Annotated in this window: 11 protein-coding genes; 3 read left to right on the forward strand and 8 right to left on the reverse strand. The window is 67.9% G+C overall.

The features are described 5' to 3' along the window. Positions 1-6 precede the first annotated feature (6 nt). The 4 genes from ACFQW6_RS10330 to ACFQW6_RS10345 all read right to left on the reverse strand — a co-directional run bounded on the left by ACFQW6_RS10330 (position 7) and on the right by ACFQW6_RS10345 (position 4,067). On the reverse strand, positions 7-711 hold the full coding sequence (locus tag ACFQW6_RS10330; protein WP_378544168.1) for a GAF and ANTAR domain-containing protein: 705 nt from the start codon (positions 709-711) through the stop codon (positions 7-9). Between the two features lie 526 nt (positions 712-1,237). Then, on the reverse strand, positions 1,238-1,747 hold the full coding sequence (locus ACFQW6_RS10335; RefSeq protein ID WP_378544171.1) for a hypothetical protein: 510 nt from the start codon (positions 1,745-1,747) through the stop codon (positions 1,238-1,240). 182 nt (positions 1,748-1,929) lie between these two features. After that, positions 1,930-2,787 (reverse strand): sigma-70 family RNA polymerase sigma factor, encoded by an 858-nt coding sequence (locus ACFQW6_RS10340; RefSeq protein WP_378544174.1) that lies wholly within the window; start codon positions 2,785-2,787, stop codon positions 1,930-1,932. An 815-nt stretch (positions 2,788-3,602) separates the two neighbouring features. Next, complete coding sequence (locus ACFQW6_RS10345) at positions 3,603-4,067, reverse strand: DUF4383 domain-containing protein (protein ID WP_378544177.1); 465 nt, start codon at positions 4,065-4,067, stop codon at positions 3,603-3,605. Positions 4,068-4,323: 256 nt separating this feature from the next. Here ACFQW6_RS10345 and ACFQW6_RS10350 point away from each other — a divergent pair, with 256 nt between their 5' ends. Both ACFQW6_RS10350 and ACFQW6_RS10355 read left to right on the forward strand, forming a co-directional pair. Next, the gene (locus ACFQW6_RS10350; protein ID WP_378544180.1) at positions 4,324-4,554 is read left to right on the forward strand and encodes a hypothetical protein; all 231 of its coding nucleotides are present in this window, start codon (positions 4,324-4,326) and stop codon (positions 4,552-4,554) included. Between the two features lie 309 nt (positions 4,555-4,863). Further along, a complete protein-coding gene (locus ACFQW6_RS10355) occupies positions 4,864-5,382 on the forward strand; it encodes a GAF domain-containing protein (RefSeq protein WP_378544183.1) in 519 nt (172 codons plus the stop codon). Between the two features lie 522 nt (positions 5,383-5,904). Here ACFQW6_RS10355 and ACFQW6_RS10360 read toward each other — a convergent pair. Further along, on the reverse strand, positions 5,905-7,056 hold the full coding sequence (locus ACFQW6_RS10360) for a PucR family transcriptional regulator (RefSeq protein ID WP_378544186.1): 1,152 nt from the start codon (positions 7,054-7,056) through the stop codon (positions 5,905-5,907). Positions 7,057-7,218: 162 nt separating this feature from the next. Here ACFQW6_RS10360 and glyA point away from each other — a divergent pair, with 162 nt between their 5' ends. Then, positions 7,219-8,550, forward strand: a complete 1,332-nt coding sequence (gene glyA / locus ACFQW6_RS10365; RefSeq protein ID WP_378544189.1) for a serine hydroxymethyltransferase — start codon at positions 7,219-7,221, stop codon at positions 8,548-8,550. Between the two features lie 1,058 nt (positions 8,551-9,608). On the opposite strand, the gene ACFQW6_RS10370 is transcribed toward glyA, so the two are convergent. From ACFQW6_RS10370 to ACFQW6_RS10380, 3 genes are all read right to left on the reverse strand, one after another. Further along, positions 9,609-10,124, reverse strand: a complete 516-nt coding sequence (locus tag ACFQW6_RS10370; RefSeq protein ID WP_378544192.1) for an SDR family NAD(P)-dependent oxidoreductase — start codon at positions 10,122-10,124, stop codon at positions 9,609-9,611. 391 nt (positions 10,125-10,515) lie between these two features. After that, positions 10,516-12,453, reverse strand: a complete 1,938-nt coding sequence (locus ACFQW6_RS10375) for a hypothetical protein (protein WP_378544195.1) — start codon at positions 12,451-12,453, stop codon at positions 10,516-10,518. A 1,126-nt stretch (positions 12,454-13,579) separates the two neighbouring features. Beyond that, entirely contained in the window at positions 13,580-13,786 is a 207-nt protein-coding gene (locus ACFQW6_RS10380; RefSeq protein ID WP_378544198.1) for a hypothetical protein, read from the reverse strand. Between the last annotated feature and the right edge of the window lie 107 nt (positions 13,787-13,893).

The following is a 13,893-nucleotide window of genomic DNA, read 5'->3' on the forward strand; positions in this document are numbered from 1 at the left end:
TGAGCCTCAGATGTCGGAGTCCGTCGTCTTGACGATCATCCGTGCGAGCGTGCTGAGCGGGACTCCGGCTCTCGCAGCGGCGTGCTCGAGCCGTTCTCGGGCGCGGTCCACAGGGATCTGGTGGTGAGCCGCCAGGATTCCCGTGGCCTCGTCGATCAGTGCGTCGTCACGAAGTTTGGCAGGCGCCTGCTCGGCAGCTAGCCGGGTGGAGAAGGACAGGTCGGCGTTCGTGACCGCGCCCGGCGCCCAAGCCCGGAAGATCGCAGCGAGCAAGGAGCCATTGCCGTCGAAAGTGTCGTCGGAGCTTCCGTAGAGGTTGACGGTGCCGATCACCTCGTCGCCGTCCATCATGGGAAACGTCAGGGTGCTACGCACGCCCGCCGCTGCACTCGCCTGCGCGAAGGCGCGCCATCGGGGTTCGCTGAACAAGTCTTCGGACCTCGTGACCACGCCCTGGCCGTCGTCCGCCACCTCGACGCATGGCCCGCTGGTCGCGTACTGGACGCCGTCAAGCGCCGCGATCTCGTCGTCGGTTGCCACCATGGTGAAGGTGATGCCGTGCTCGAGTGACGCGACGCTGATCCCGACGAGGTCCGGCGCGATGCGCTGCGCCAGTGCTGCCTTCTTCATGAGTTCGTCGAACAGCTTGCCGTCGTCGAGGTAGGCGTCCAGCTCCGCGATCGCGTCCAGCGTCTCCGGGATGGGTTCCATGACTTCGTTCGTACCCAGAGGTCAGCGCGTCGATGCGAGATCGGTGCACGGTCAGTATGTCGGTGGCCTGTGAACGTTTCCGCACATCGACATGTCCGGAGGCTCGAGCTGCGCCGAAAGGCGGCGGAACCGGTCGCTCCAACGACTACGCCGAACGGCCGTCGGGCCCGGGCTAGCGAGCTCGGCAGCTACCAGAAGGTGGCGGACGCGACGGGAGTCGAAGACGCGGGGCGGGATGCTGGCAGGGAAAGCGCGTCGCGCTGCCTGCGACCGTCCGCAACGTCTCACGTAGTGGCGCCCGGCGTCCCCCCGGGCGCCGGGCGTCCCCCGAAGTTCGCTCGCTCTGAACGGACGCCCGCGGCCTCCCGAGCGCACCCCGTCGGCCGCGGCGACTAGACCGGGGCGTGGCGGCCATTGCGGGGAGCCGGCACCACCGGGGTCGGGCCCGGCTCGTGGCGGCGTGCCGCGGGTCGTCCGTGCGGGTGGCGTCTCGCTGGGTTCGCGCGGCGCCTTGACCGGCGCGTCGCTACGGCTCTCGGGTCGGCCAGCGCATGAAGAGCTCGCGGCCACCGACGGCGAGGAGCGCCGCGAGCGTCCAGACTCCGGCCGTGAAGGACAGGTAGTGAACGCCGTCGTACAGGTTGCGATGGTCAGGGTCAGCCACCGCGTAGGCGATGAACGGCAAGGCGGCGGCCCACAGTGTCGCGAGGGTCGGAGCCAACCAGATCGGCCGCCGACCGGCGAGCGCCCATCCGCCCACCAGGGCGCTGAGCAGAAACACTCCGAGGCCCATGGGGGCTCCCAGGAACGGCAGCGCCAGCAGGGCCGCAAGTCTCCACAGCTTGGAGCGGCCGGTCAGGCGCGCGCCTCGGACCAGTCCCAGTCCCAGCCCGCCGACAGCGGCACTGATGATGATCGCCAGGGTGCCGGACCAGCTGAACGCCTCCGGATGGACAACGATCAGTCGCATCCACAGCCGCGCGAGCGCGCCGACCCAGGCACCCAGCAGGAGCCCTAGCGCGCCCCAGGCGAGCACGGTCAGACCGCCAGCGGTGGCGCGGCCGTCATGGCGTCGCGGACGCGATCGGCCAGCAGTATCGAGTGGCACTGCACGGGCATGGGTTCGGACAGCGGACCATCTTTGGTCGCGATCAAGGAGGAGCGCGCTCGTGCCCTCATGGCGACAGCGCAGGAGGAGAGCGGCCGCGTGGGCTCCGCTCAGGCGGCCGGCGGCTTGTGTGGGTGGTCGTGCCCGTCGGCGGGGTCGCCAAGTTGGCCGCGGAGCTCTCGCAGGATGCGGAAGAGGATGCGCGACACTTGAGCCTGATTGACGCCGACATCCTCGGCGATCTCCTGCTGAGTGCGTTCTTCGTAGAACCGCAGCTGCACGATGCGCTGGTCGCGAGGGCACAGCTGCCTCAGGAGCGGCTCGAGGATGACGCGCGCTTCGGCGGCCCCCAGGTCGTTGTCGCCGTGGACGATGAAGTCACCTAGCGTGCTCGCCCCCTCCGCCGAAGCGGGTGAGTCCAGGGACGCTGGGCTGAAGCAGCCGTCCGCGGCGAGAGCTTCCTGGACGTCAGCGAGGTCCACCTCGAGGTACGCGGCCACGTCGCTCGGGCGCGGGGAACGCCCCAGCTTCAGCATCAGCTCACCCTGCGCGGCCGCGATGCGCCGCTGCATGTCTTGCACCCTGCGCGGCGGCCGCACGGCCCACCCGCAGTCACGAAAGTGGCGTCGCACCTCACCACGGATGGTCGGGACGGCGTACGCGAGGAAGTCGTAGCCCGCGTGCGGATCGAAGCGGTGCGCCGCCTTCGTCAACCCCACGAATGCGACTTGTTCGAGGTCGTCGAGGTCGATGCCGCGGTTGCGGTAGCGAGCTGCGAGCGTGCGCGCCACCTCGAGGTTCGCCTCGATGAGGTCGTCGACGCATGCCGCACGAGCAGGGTTCCGGACGTCGCGTGGGTCGTCCGGGGGCGGCACATGGTCGCGGAGGGCCGCGACGATGGCGTCGGTGCGCCGGGCTCGCGCCGCGCGACCCGCCGGGCTCATCGGGTCCACCGGCGCGGCGGACACAACCTGTTGTGCGGGGTGTTGAGACGAGTGCCGAGAAGAGTGCCGAGAAACGACCGTATCCGAGACCACGACCGCTCCTTCCTGTGAGAAAGACGAGTCGCCGTGGTCTCCAGCGATTGCGCAAACTACGACTATGCCACGGTTCCATTCGCTCAAGGAAGGGGCTGAGAGCCGGTCGTTCGGCGCCACGGTGCGCGGTGGGGGGTGCAGGAGGTCAAGCGGGCGGTATCCGTCGCCAACGCGGCCGTGGGACCCCGGCCGCTACGGGGGACGAGAGCGACCGGGATCTGCGACAAGCGTAGGCACACCGCGCCGTCCACCGGCACCAGCGTGAGGCAGGTCATGCTTGGCGGGGCGTACGGATCGTCCTCGTCGCCTGCGCAGCATGTCGGTGACGACCTGCAGGGTCGATGCCCACACCTATGAACGAGATGGAAGACACCGCAACCGCGCCGGCGCGACCGAGCGCATGTCCCGATAGGCCGGCTCGACGACGGATCTTGGCTCCACGCGCGCTCTTGGGGGCTTTGCTGGTGGTTGATGGCGGGGAGCGCGTCGTGTGTCACGCCTGCGGGGATGCGCTCGAAGCCGTCACCCGCGACCACGTCAGGCGCCATGGCCTCGACCTTGGCGGCTACCGGGAGCCTTTCGGAGCGGCCACTCCCCCACCAGCGCACGCCGACGTGCTCGCCGACGTGCTCCGTGCTGGACATGGGAGGCACGGAAACCTCGAGTTTCCGCCGAGTAGTCACCGGGAAGTCCCCGGTCGGTCTGGTGCGGCAGCAGGGCACGGGACCGCGATTTCACGGCCGTTGTCACCGGCCGTCGTGGTGTCCGCGCCTGTCCCTGTCCCGCTTGGCGAGGAGAACACCGAGCGCGATCATTCCGAGGCCGAGCACGAAGTGCAGCCAGTTGTCGGCGTCATTGACCGGCACGAAGTTGGCCGCGCTTTCGTGGTCGATAACCAAGCCGTAGATCCACAGGACCAGGTAGACGGCCCCGCCACCGATCAGGTAAACGCGCGCGGCGTCCCACGTCCTGGCCATGGCAAGGCCGGCGACACCGAAGAGCAGGTGGACGATGTTGTGCAGGATGGAGACCTCGAAGATCCCGAGCAGCTTCGCGTCTGACTCGTGGCTCGCGAACTCCATTGTGGAGTAGTCGGTCGTGATGCCCGGGATGAACCCCAAGATCCCGACCAGGAGGAACACCGCGCCAACCGCTCCGGCAGCGCGTTGTAGGTCCGACTTCTTCGTGTCCGTGCGTGTGTTGCTGTCCATGGCACGACCTTTCCTAGGTCCCGGAGGCGGCTGGGAATGCGGAGGCCGTGTCAGTACCCCCCGGCTTGCTCCCCCCATGCGCGACCCGTGCGCCAAGCTCCATGCGTACATCGATGACGGCGCCCTTCTGCAATGGCTCAGGTGCCAAGCAGCCAAACAGGCGGGTACGTGACACTCATGGCCGCACGGCTGCTCGGGTACCGGGAGTGTGGCGTTCAGAAAGGGGCGCGAAACCTGGTTTCGCAAGGACGTCCTCATGAACACCGAGCATCAACCGGCCGCCGACGTCTTCGACGACCAGTGCTTGATTCACCACTTCATACGCGTTCACGGCCGTAGCCCCCACGCTGACGAGCTCGACGCGCTGCGCGAGCAGGCGACAGTGCCGGCGGAGCAGCCGGGGAAGGCCGTGCCGGTCGGGCTGGCCGTGAGCTCGACAGCTCACGGATTTCGCCGCGAGCTCGCCCGACTTGTGCACCGTTTCTGAGGCCGCCCAGATGGGAAATCCCATGCCCGATCACCGTGGCCACGCGCCTGTTCCGGCTGTCGACCCGCGGGCCATGTACCCCGGACGCCCAGCTGCCATCTTGGACGCCTTGGAGTCGAAGACGCTCAGCGGCGCGAAGCCGGCAGAGGATGGCCGCGTTGCAGCAAAGGCGGCAGAAGACTCGTCGCCAACGATGTACTCGAGCGGCAGCGAGCCCCCTGACTGACAGCACGACCACCGATAGGTCCGTAGATCCCGTGAGTCGTCGGACGACTCGGGTGGAACGCTCAACGTCTTGGAGACGCCGCAATGGATAAGAGCTCGGTGATACGAGCGCTGCGGGAAGCCGCGCGCGCCCTCCACGAATCGTCAACCCCCGACGACACGCTCCAAGCCATTGTGGCGGCCGGCGGCGCATCTGTGCCCGGATTCCAGCACGTGGGCATCTCGGTGGTCCACGGCAGGGAGAGGATCGAAAGCAAGGCGGTCACCGGCCGGTTGGTGTGGGAGCTCGATGAAGTGCAGTACGCGCTCATGGAGGGGCCATGTGTCGACAGCCTGCGCACGGTGTCGACGTTGGCTGTCGAGCACTTGCGCCACGACCACAGGTGGCCGCGCTATGTGCCGGCGGCGGTGGGGCACGGGGTGCTGTCACAGCTGGCGTTTCGGTTGCACGCCGATGACGACACCTTCGGCTGCCTCAACTTCTACGGGACGGAATCGGAGACATTGCAGAGTGGCGCAATGGAGATCGCTGAGCTGTTCGCCGCACAGGCAACCATCGCCTTGGCGCGGGCGATTGAGAAGGACACCCCGGCCCAGCCCTGACGTCACGTGGCGATCCCATATCGGCCAAGCGATCGGACTCACCACGGCACGGTGCGAGCTCACCGGCGATTCAGTCCTGCAGCAGTTGTGGTGCGTGCGTCCTCGGCCTGGCACGTCGCTCTACCTGACGTCGCTCGAGTGGTGATCGGCAAGGCCAACGCCCGCTCGGTGATCGAACCGAGGGGCTGGGAGGACGGACCGCGGGGCGCGGAGTTGCGATGGACAGGACCGTTGCTGGCGCTCACCGCAGACCCGCCGCAGGCGGCGTACATCCTGGCTAAGTCTCCCGCGCGCGTGTTGGTGGCGAGACCCAATCCGCACGCTTCGAGCGTGGAAGTGCACTTCCCGACGTTCGTCCGACACTCGCTTCATCGAGTTGCGGGCGAGGGTCGAAGCACTGCAACCAGCGCGACGTCCGACTCCACGTCTCGGGATTGAGGGGCAAAGGCTGCGGAGTGACGCAGGACCTGCAGACATCTCGGCCATCGCCATGATCATTTCCGACGATTCCGCTCGGGCAGCTTAGCCCTCTGTTGCTCGGTCCAGGCGTCGGGCCTTCAACGCTATGTGCAGGTTCGTCCGCCAGATGCCGTCGCTCAGATTCCCGTTGAGCTGCGTGGCGGCGCGGTTGAGCCGGTAGTAGAGCGTGGTCCTGTGGAGCCCGAGCTCCGCTGCGGTTCTCTGCGCGTCTCCGGCCAGATCGAGATAGGTCTCGAGCGTGTCGAGGAAGACGTCTCCTGGCTCACCTTGATCAGCGAGCTGCGACAACATCTCGAGCCATGCATCATGTTCGCCCTGCGCCAGGAGCCGGTACATCCCGAGCTGTTCCCAGGCTAGGTCGCGAGGCAGGCGCGGGTCAGCCGCGACGCACGTGGCAGTGAAGGTGGCCATCGCCAGCCCGTGAAGCAAGCCGGCTGCGTCGAAGGACACCACCGGTCCGGCGCCGGTGGCAAATAGGCCGGAGGGCAGGACGGCGGACTGACCTGGCGCAGGTCTCCAGTGAGTGTCGCGCAGCAGGAGAACCGTCCTCGTCGGCGTCACCGAGCTGGCCAGCACTCTCGGGTCTGCACTGCCGAGCCGACGCGACACACGTGAGACATCGCCTGATGTCAGAGGGCCGTGCACGCCTGCCGAAGCCATGGGGGTGCCAACCAACAAGCGAACCGAGACGCCAAGCAGGTGGGGCGCGACGTCGATCACGGCACTGACGAGTTGCTCAGCTTCAGCGCCGAGGGCGGGCGCTACCAGGTCGTGGAACAGCTCGGGCAGACTTCGGGTCCCGACCTGCGCCGGGTTCTCTGCCAGCTTGTCGAGCACCTTGTCGCCGTACTCAAGAGCCGCGCCCACCTGCTCGGGGGTCAGTTGTGTGGGGCCCTCGACGATCCACAGGTAGGCGCGGAGGACACCGTCTCGCCGGAGCGGGACGCACAACCGCGCCGTCATCTTGAGTTCGTCGTTCTTCGGGAGGCGGACGGGCCCGGTTGCCGTGCTGAGTCCGTGTTCGTCCTGCCAGAGCTGAACTGGTTCGGGCACTTGGCGCGCGAGGATGGCCAGGATGCGGGCTCCGTCGGCGTCGTCTGACTGGACGCTGTATCCCAAGAGGCGCCCCGTCGGGCTGTCAACCGACACGCTGCGCCCGAGCAGGGCCGCGAGACGGTCCAGCTCGTCCTGCATCCCGCCTCCAACGCCCGTGCCTCCTACAAGTGTAGGAGATGTCCCTCCGAAGTCCCGCCGTCTGTCCGACGACTTCGACGGCGTGGGCTGCCTAGCGTGCGGATAGCGCGCCGGCCCATCCTGGTGTGCGTCCAGCACCGCACACGATCGAGGAGATTCCACATGGCTCAGGCCGTCGCCGCCCGTCCCTGGTTGCCCAGCACTGTGGCCGACCGCGTCCGGGACGTGTCGTCAACCGCGTTCACGGGCGGCGCTCTTCAGGTCGAGATCGAACGGCTGGCCGAGGAGAACCACCGGATCCACGACGTCACCTGCGTCAACCTCAACCCGGCGACCAACGTGATGAACCCGCGGGCAGAGACACTCCTCTCGGCGAACCTTGGGTCCCGCGCATCGTTGGGCTACCCCGGTCAGAAGTACGAGACGGGCCTCGATGCGATCGAGCAGATCGAAGTGCTCGCCGCCGACGCCGCTTGTCGCGTCTTCGGCGCAGCGTATGCCGAGGTCCGCGTCGGTTCTGGTGCGCTGGGCAACCTCTACTCGTTCATGGCCACCTGCCGTCCGGGCGACACGATCATCGCTCCACCGGCCGCCATCGGCGGCCACGTGACGCACCACCTCAACGGCGCCGCCGGTCTCTACGGACTGACCACGGTTGACGCTCCCGTCGACGCGGACGGCTACACCATCGACATCGACGCGCTCCGGGCCCTCGCTCACGAGACGCAGCCGAGCCTCATCACCATCGGTGGCAGCCTGAACCTCTTCCCCCACCCCGTCGGCAGGGTTCGCGAGATCGCGGACGAGGTGGGCGCCCTCGTCCTGTTCGACGCCGCCCATCAGTGCGGGATGTTCGCCGGCCGAGCATGGCCCAACCCGCTTGCCGAGGGCGCGCACCTCATGACGATGAGCACCTACAAGAGCCTCGGCGGGCCGCCCAGTGGGCTTATCGTCACCAACGAAGCCACGCTCGCCGAGCGTCTCGAGGCCATCGCCTACCCCGGGCTGACGGCCAACTTCGACGCTGGCAAGACCGCGGCCCTGGCAGTAACCCTGGCCGACTGGGAGGTTGCCGGACCGGCCTACGCGACGACGATGGTCGACCTGGCCCAGGCCCTCGCCAGCAGCCTCAGCGCCCTCGACGTCCCACTCTTCGCCGCGGACCGCGGCGTCACGACGTCGCACCAGTTCGCGATCCTGGCCCACCAGTACGGCGGCGGACAGCGTGCGGCGCAGGATCTCCGGTCGGCCAACCTCCTGGCCTGCGGGATCGGCCTGCCCACCACCCCAGTCGACGGAGACCTCAACGGCCTCCGCATCGGCACCCCCGAGCTCGCCCGCGTCGGCATGAAGGTCACCGACATGCCGACCCTCGCGTCGTTCATCGCCCGCGGGCTCGCCGGTCCAGAGTCCGCCGCCGCCGTCGGGCCCGACGTCACCCAGTGGCGCAGCGGATTCACCGGCACCCACTTCACCGTCGACCTGCCGTACTGACGGATCTCTACCGACGCTGAAAGGCGGCGAAATGGCGCGCGTAGCGGGCACTTCCGGCGCTGCTGCGTCCGCGTCAGGCCTGTGCATTGGTCCGAATGCGTCTGCGTACCGAAGGACGTCGGCATGGAAGGGGCATTGCTGTGAACTGTTCCGCCGTCCGGCTGGCTGTTGTGAGGTGATGCCGGTGCGAAAATGCGTTGTCGCCAACCGGTGTTGCGTCGCCGCCAACCTCACGAAGATCAGACGTGGCGTCGGTCGGTGGAGCGGGTGTGCGCGATGACGTCGATGAGGGGCATGTGTCCGTGGGCGTCGGCTCCGGCGCGGGCGAGCAGACGTCGCGCCGCAGTGCCTTGTCCCGCTTTGAATGCGGCTTGTCCGGCGGCTCCGATGCCCGCTCGTGGGCCTCGAGCTCCGCGGCGTGACGAAACATAGGAGCGTCGCAGCGCGGCTGACCGGACAGACCTGGCCGGGCGGCGTACGAAGTTCGTACCGAAGGCCGTGACCACCGGGCGTCCGAGCACGCGATCAGCCTCACCATCCGACCTACGAGGAGTGCGGCTCCGACGTCAGGGACCGGCCGGCGGCTCGTGGTGAGATGTGCCCGGCCTGCACGAGCCATCGGACCGTGTCCCGTAGGGATTCCTCGAGGGGTCGGCCGGTGAGCCCGAGGGTGGCGACCGCCGCCGAGGCGTCAACTCGGGCATTCAAGGCAATGAACCGGGCGCCCTCCACCGCGTGCGGAAGGAGTGGCCACTCGGTCCTGTATCCGAGGTGGAGCACGGGCAGTGCGGCGGCGAGCGGCAGTCGAACCGCGGGAAGTCGCCTGCCGGTGACAGCTCGCAACTCCTGGTGGGGAAGGGCGACGATCTCGCCCGGCACCAGGAAACGGCCCCCGGGCCGGCCGAGAGCCGCCACAACGACCTCCGCGGTGTCGCGAACGTCCACCCACTGCATCCCGCCGCCGGGCCACGTGGGCAGCCGGTCGCGCAGGATGTCTCGGACCACCTGGTTGCTCTCCCCGAGACAGGGGTCGTCGGGCCCGAGGATGGCTCCCGGGTTCACGATCGCGACCGGGGCGCCGGCGTCATGTCGTTCCCGGGCCACGCGCTCGGAGTCCACCTTGCTCTCTGGGTATAGGGGCCCAGCACGATGCCGATGGGACTCTGGTGGTCGAGGGTTGCCCCAGGCCTCAGCAGTGCGGCGATCGAGGACACATGGACGATCGCCGAGCATCCCGCCTCGATCGCCGTGTTGAGCACGGTGGTCGTGCCCAGCTTGTTGTCTCGCACCATGCGTTCAGCGTCGCGACGCCGGTAGGAGAAGGTCGCGGCGGCATGGACGACTTGGTCGCACCCGCTCACCGCCTCCTGCACCGAGGCGGGGTCGGTCATGTCGCCGGAGGCGACTTCGAGACGGGGGTGGCCGGCGTCCACCCCCAAGGGGGCGAGATGGTCGAACAGCTTTTCTGGCGTCCTGACGAACGCCCGCACGATCCGATCCTGCTCGAGCAGCTCGCGGACGACGTGCAGGCCGAGGAAGCCCGAGGCGCCGGTCACCATGACCGTGGTGGTCATAGCCCCCAGTCTGGCCCTCCGTCAGACCCGAACGCCATAGTCCTTTCCGCGCGTCCGTCCTACCTCCATGGACGCATCGGTCTCACCAGATCCGTCAGGCAAAGGGCGCTTCACGCCTCGCCAGCACGCCCAAGCCAGCGACAGCACGAGAACGATGGTGCCCAGTGGGCGATCTGCCCGGGCATCTCGCTCCCGCCGACAGGAGCCCGGTTCGCACCACGCTCAGGAAGGCGACCACCACGGCAACCACTCCAAGCCATTGATCGTCACCGCGGCGCCGCGCGCCCCGATTGGTGGTGTCTGCGCCGCAGGTGCGCAGCACGTGACGCTGCTGGGCCGGGCAGAGCCCGACCCAGCAGCGCGGATCACCCGTCGACCACGGAGGTGGTCGTCACGGGCTGGAGACGGTTCCTCCGTTCGCGATCGTCAGCGCCGAAGTCTCGTGGCAGCTGGCAGGGATGTCCTCCTGCGCGGCGTTGGTGCTGTCGTAGCTGACACTCCAGGAGAAGGCGCCCGAGGCCGTGACGTCGGTGGCGTTCGACGTCTCCACCGTCACTCCCGCGACCGGTCCGTCAACGGCTCGGTCGACCGGGCCGTACAGCACGGCGCCCGTACAGTCGCTCGTGTTGTACAACGTGAACGTGACCTTCCCGGCCAGGCTGCCGCTGCCCGCAGGTGCAGTGATGGTCGCCGAGTCGTTCGGCACCCAGGTCTGCGCCGTCGACATCGACGACTTCACACTTGTGACGACGACGTCCTCGTTGACGTCACCGCAAGCCGCGTTGTGCGTCGTGCCGTTGGTGTTCGGGTCGTTGCCGCTGTAAACCGCAACCCAGTGGTACGTGCCGGCGGAGGTCGGCGTGAACTGCGGGTTGGGCGTGTCGTAGGTGCCGTTGCCGTTCACCGCCACCGCAGGCGAGGTGTAGGCCACGGTGGTGCAGTCGCCGGGGCCGTAGAGCTTGAAGATGATGGTGCCCCCGGCGGCCGCACCGCCAGTGCCGGTGATGTTGATGACCGGGTTGGCCGGCTGGGTTGCCGTACCGCCCAGCGTGGCGGAGTCGGACACCGTGCCTCCGAGGTTGGTGTCGGCGCCCGCCGTGGTCGCCAAGTCCGGGGTCACCGGGGTGACGACGAAGCACTCGGTTGCGCTTGAGTCACTCGAGACGGGGATCCCGTTGGCGGAGTCACCACTGAACGTCGCGCGCCAGCAGTAGCGACCAACCGACGTGACATACGCCGTCGGCGAGTTGACGGTAGCTGGGTACGCCGTACCGGTCAGGTTCGTCGACCCGACCGAGGTGCCTCCCGTAGTGCACAGAGCCGGCGCATCCACCTTGCAGAGCGAGAACGCGACCGAGCCCGCCGGAGTGGAAGTCCCGCCCGTCAGGCTCACCACGGCCTGGTCGCGCACGGCCACGACACCAGTTCCGATGGAGAGCCCACCGGCCGGAATGGCAGTGCCCGCGGCCGTCTGCGGCGTGGTCACCGTCGACGAAGCGCAGTTGGTGATGGGCGGAGCGTTCTTGAGGATGGTGTCCTTGTAGTCGGCCGTGTCGGAGTTGCCGGTCACGGTGCTCGGGATGGTGTTGGCGAACGTCCGGCACGCCGTCGAGCCGCCGAAGATGGTCGCGGTCAGGTCAACTGCGGCCTCGCCCCGGAACCCGTCCGCGCTGTAGGCCGCCTGGGACACGGCGGCGTTGAGCAGCGTCGGCGCACTCAGCGTCAGGTTCGGTGCGGTGCCGGTCCAGGTGCGCAGGAAGAGGTCCTTGCTGCCGCCCTGCTGGTCCCACAGGATGAGGAAGTCGCCGGCCGTACGGTTGGCCCACGGGTTGCAGTTGGCGATCAGCTGGGCGTCGGTGGCCGTGTCGTAGGCACAGCCAGCGGGTGCCGGGTTCTGCATGAACTCGTAGGCGATGAAGCCGCTGCCGCTGTTGGCGTCTCGCTCCCAGGCGAAGTAAAGCCAGTCGTGCTGGGTCGTGGTGTCCCGCTCGGTGTCCAGCCAAGCTCGGCGCAGGTCGACCTGCCCGTTGGGGTTGGTGGTGTCGAGCGTCGGGAGCGCGTCCTTGTGAATCACGCCGATCTTCGTGGTGTTCGAGTTGAGCGGCCCAAGCTCCTTCACGTTGCCGGACAGGTCGACAAGCTCGGTGGTCCCGGCGTCAGGGACGACACCGTCGATGTTGTAGGGGCCGTCGGCCGCGTACGCGGCGAGTGGTACGACCACGGCCGCTGCGACGGCCAGGGCGGCTGCGGCCCTGGCAGTCCGGCGCCGCGACCGACCGGTCGCCCGTCGTGCGAGAACCCTCGTGAGGGCATGGTTGAGATCAGGCATGGACGTTGTCCTTCCGTACGGATGCTCCCGGCCCGGAATTCGCGTCGAGAGGGGCATCGCGTCGGCCGCACACCCGACCTAGCTCCATGCATCACAGCATGCGCAGCGCAGGAGCCCGAGAGGTGGGATCACGTGCAAAGTCGCCGTTGAACCTGTTTCGGACGCTAGCCAGCCGACCGAGGCGGGTCAAGTCCTCGTGAGGTGGTCTACTCCGGTGCGCGCTTCCGCGGTCGAGGAGCGGGACCGCGAATGGTGGTCTGGCTCTGAGGAGACCGACGCAGAATGAGCGGGCCGCCAACTCCCCACCTCGCGGGATGAATGCCAGTTGCCCATCCGAGCGCGCGACCGACTGACCTGAGGGCACAGGCAAACCACCCCGGGCGATTGCTGCCCCGGAGGGGTATGGCCGTCCCTCCGAGGAAGTCCCTCATTGTGCGTATGGCAACGCTTCGCCGGGTGCCGGATTCTGTGTCAGTCGGGTCTCAGCGGGATCGGGCTGTCATGACCATTCGTGCGGCCTCGCGAGCATATGGCGGCACAGCGCATTTTGGTCCGTCCCTCAATCTTGGAAGGAACTAGCGATGAAGCGTTTGATTGCGAGCTGCGCCGTAGCGGCCGGGCTTGTGTTGGCAGGAGCAGGCGGTGCCAGCGCGGGTGAGGTGAATGGCAACGGAGAGGACATCCCCGCGCCAGACCACGCCGCGTCGGAATGTGTGTTTTCCGGCTTGGACTCTGAGGACAATGTAGGAGAGGTCAACCCTCCTGGCCTCGACGACGACGCGCTGGCGGTTCGGGGGAACCAGAGCCCTGGTGGCGTTGACAGGTACCACGGGGTGCAGAGCTACGGCATCTTTGTGCGAGCCGGACTCAGGGCCGTGGTGCCGTCCCCCGGCATCGCGTGCAACGGCAGCTGACGGCCTCAATGACGCGAGTCCACCCCCGGCGATAACTGCGCGCCGGGGGTGGCTCTTATGGACAGTGCGTCAGGCGCGGCGCGCGGAGAGCTGGCCGAGCGCAACCGCCACGCGGCGGGCGTCGTACTTGGTCCAAAGATCCGGGTTGGTGCCTACCTGTGCCTTGTGAGCGAGCTCCACCGGGTTGGTTCCGGCCATCTCCCTGACCGATGTCAGTCCCCGCGGTGCTCCCGCTTGAGAAGGCTCCTGCGTGTGAGCCAGACGACGAGAGCGGAGACGACCGCGACTGTCGACGCGCTCCAGTAAGACGCGAAAACATTGGCCGTGCCCTGCGTGACAAGCAGGAAGAGCGAGCCCAAAGCCATGGCGAGGAACGCCCACGCCACGACTTGCACGACGAACTCGATGAGGTACCACACCCCGAACATTGTGGCCTTCGGTACCAACACGAGCGCGAGCGCTGACTGGCCGTCCCGTCCGGGGAGCGTCGGGTTAGCGGGTCCGCGAAGTGGCTGATCCGAAGTGT

The sequence above is a fragment of the Nocardioides sp. GCM10028917 genome (assembly GCF_042666175.1).
Lineage (GTDB): Bacteria > Actinomycetota > Actinomycetes > Propionibacteriales > Nocardioidaceae > Nocardioides.

Excerpts from the sequence above, each read along its gene's own strand:
- ACFQW6_RS10355 (WP_378544183.1), top strand. The coding sequence starts at position 4,864 with ATGGATAAGAGCTCGGTGATACGAGCGCTGCGGGAAGCCGCGCGCGCC.
- ACFQW6_RS10375 (WP_378544195.1), bottom strand. The coding sequence starts at position 12,453 with ATGCCTGATCTCAACCATGCCCTCACGAGGGTTCTCGCACGACGGGCG.
- ACFQW6_RS10370 (WP_378544192.1), bottom strand. The coding sequence starts at position 10,124 with ATGACCACCACGGTCATGGTGACCGGCGCCTCGGGCTTCCTCGGCCTG.
- ACFQW6_RS10345 (WP_378544177.1), bottom strand. The coding sequence starts at position 4,067 with ATGGACAGCAACACACGCACGGACACGAAGAAGTCGGACCTACAACGC.
- glyA (WP_378544189.1), top strand. The coding sequence starts at position 7,219 with ATGGCTCAGGCCGTCGCCGCCCGTCCCTGGTTGCCCAGCACTGTGGCC.
- ACFQW6_RS10350 (WP_378544180.1), top strand. The coding sequence starts at position 4,324 with ATGAACACCGAGCATCAACCGGCCGCCGACGTCTTCGACGACCAGTGC.
- ACFQW6_RS10330 (WP_378544168.1), bottom strand. The coding sequence starts at position 711 with ATGGAACCCATCCCGGAGACGCTGGACGCGATCGCGGAGCTGGACGCC.
- ACFQW6_RS10360 (WP_378544186.1), bottom strand. The coding sequence starts at position 7,056 with ATGCAGGACGAGCTGGACCGTCTCGCGGCCCTGCTCGGGCGCAGCGTG.